Source organism: Geomonas sp. (genome assembly GCF_056994735.1).
In genome coordinates this window covers 1-2,219 of the sequence record NZ_JBXKJL010000211.1, presented here as the reverse complement: position 1 = coordinate 2,219, position 2,219 = coordinate 1, and the positions used below count along the sequence as shown (strand labels likewise).

The following is a 2,219-nucleotide window of genomic DNA, read 5'->3' as shown; positions in this document are numbered from 1 at the left end:
CGTAGAAGCCGGTCGGGTTGGCCTTGACCGCGCCGGTGTAGCTGACCTGCACCGGGTGGCTGCCGGTGGTGTGGTCCTGGGTCTTCCTGGAGCGGTGGCAGTCGAGGCACATCTGGTCGGAGTCGTTCAGTGCCCTCAGGAACGGTGCCGAGTTGTTGGCGCTCTCCCTCGGCCCGTGCAGGTTGTGGCACTTCGAGCAGAGCATCTTCCCTTCGTGCGACTTGACCACCAGGGCCGGGCTCTGCGGCGGCTCGGCCCCCGCTTTCGGGTTGGTGTCGGAACCGGACCAGTTGTGGGAGGTCTGCAGACCTGCCTGGGTCCCGAAGGGGTCGGCCGCATCGGCCGGCGAGAAGGGAAGCCCCTGCGCCTTCGCGCCGCCGGAGGGGTTGTGGCAGCTGAAGCAGATCAGGTCGTTAGTCTGGGCTCCCAGCGAGTTGTGGGAGACGTGGCACTGCAGACACTGAAAGTCGTGAGGTGCGGGCACGGCATAGCCTGGCATATGGTCAAAGAGAAGGATCATAAACAGTGCCGCTGCACATAAGGCGATATTCTTCATTGTCTGCTCCCACATTTTTCTGTACACGATGTCCGCCTTTCATCCCAGCCCGGCGCTCTTGCCTGAAAACGCCCTGCTGCTGATCCCCTGCGGGCAGCCCACCCGGGGTAAGAAGTGTGGCCAGTCGTCATATCGGCGGCTGGCATCTAACCTTTAATGAATTCATGCGGGGCAGGCATTTAATCCCGCCCCGCCCTATCCTCTACCGGCAGGCCAGGCTTCCGGCCTTGCCATGGCGGCAGTCGACCCCCGAGGGGTACTGCCAGGTGGCATTGCTGGTGCTGGTCGAGCCCGAGCCGCTTCCCGCGGTAGCGGAGGATCCCCCCCCTACCCCGCTTCCGGAGCCAGCCGTGCTCCCTGCGGTCCCGGTGCTGCCGGGGATGCCGCCGGAGGTGGCTACCGTCCCGGAGACAGCCGGGGTGAGCCCGGAAAGCCTGGTGTTGTCGGCAGACTCGTCGGTCCCGACCGCGAAGAAGGTGACCACGCCGGTCACGTCGGCGGTGATCATCCTCTTGTTCTGCTGGTCGTAGATCACGTCGACAAGCTGCAGGAACTGTCCCTCCTCCGCGCCGTAGCTCGCCAGGTAACCGACGAATTTCGGCTGCGCCTCGAGGTCGATGACCTGCACAGAGTTCTGGAAGCCGTCGGCCACGTACATCCGCACGCCGCTGGCGTAGTCGAAGGCGATCCCGTCCGGATAGGTAAAGCTCAAAGGCCCGGAGAGGGTGGTCGGTCCGCCGACGGAACGCTTGAAGTTCCCGTCGGTGTCGAAGAAGACGACCCGGTTGTTGAGGGTGTCGGCCACCGCGATCAGCTTCCCTTCCTTCTCGTAGCTGAGCGTGGTCGGGAAGGTCAGCTGGCCCGGCTTCGAGCCGGTGCTCCCGAAGGTGCTCTTGAAGGCGCCGGAGGCGCTGAAGACCGCGATCCTGTCAGCCTTGCTGTCGGCGACGTAGATGTTGCCGGCCGCGTCCAGCGTGATGCCGTTGGGCTCCTTGAAGGTGTAGCCGGTCAACTCGCCCTGTGCCCCGCCGTTATTGCCGTAGTAGGTCACCTTACGGTCGTGGCTCACCAGGAGCCTCCCGTCGGGGAGCGAAGTGAGGCTGCGCACCACCCCCGAGACCGCGATGACACCCTGGAAGCGGGCGTTGGCGTCGAATTTAACCACCCCGCGCTTTTGCACGTCGGCCACGTAGAGGTTGCCGGCTGCGTCAAGCGCCATTTTCCCGGGCGCCCGCAGGCTCCCGGAAAGCGTCCCGAGCAGGGTCACGGTCGGAGTTGCCGCCCAACCTGTTCCCAACGATCCCAGGAGAAGCAGCATCCCCAGGGCCAGGCTCAAACTCTTCATCTTGGATCGCGTCATGGTAAAGCCTCTTTCATCCGTTGTGGCGGGGCCGCCGGCACTGCGGCGGCCCGCTCATTTGTTTATCTGCAGCGCTCAAGGGAGAGCCGACTCGTATCTTTTAGTTGTAGTAGGCCTGGTGGCAGTTGATGCAGTTGGCGGTGGTCGTGTTGTCCAGTCCCAGGTAGTTGATGGCCGTGTTCTTGGTGTCCAGCGTCGGCCCGGCAACCTCGTGGATCGAGAGGGCCGTCGAGTCGTCGAAGATGCCGTTATCCAACCAGTCGATCGAGTACTGGATCAGGCGCTTGGCGTAGGTCGGGTTGT

2 protein-coding genes and 1 pseudogene are annotated in these 2,219 nt (G+C 63.9%); all 3 read right to left on the bottom strand.

The features are described from left to right. A pseudogene (locus tag AC11W3_RS09095) lies at positions 1–556 on the bottom strand (CxxxxCH/CxxCH domain-containing protein); the annotation flags it as partial. Positions 557–758: 202 nt separating this feature from the next. Next, positions 759–1,916, bottom strand: a complete 1,158-nt coding sequence (locus tag AC11W3_RS09090) for an NHL repeat-containing protein (protein WP_484092889.1) — start codon at positions 1,914–1,916, stop codon at positions 759–761. 100 nt (positions 1,917–2,016) lie between these two features. Beyond that, the coding region (locus tag AC11W3_RS09085) for a hypothetical protein (protein WP_484092729.1) at positions 2,017–2,219 on the bottom strand (203 nt) is incomplete at its 5' end.

Coding starts and splice junctions, on each gene's coding strand:
- AC11W3_RS09090 (WP_484092889.1), bottom strand. CDS start 1,916: ATGACGCGATCCAAGATGAAGAGTTTGAGCCTGGCCCTGGGGATGCTG.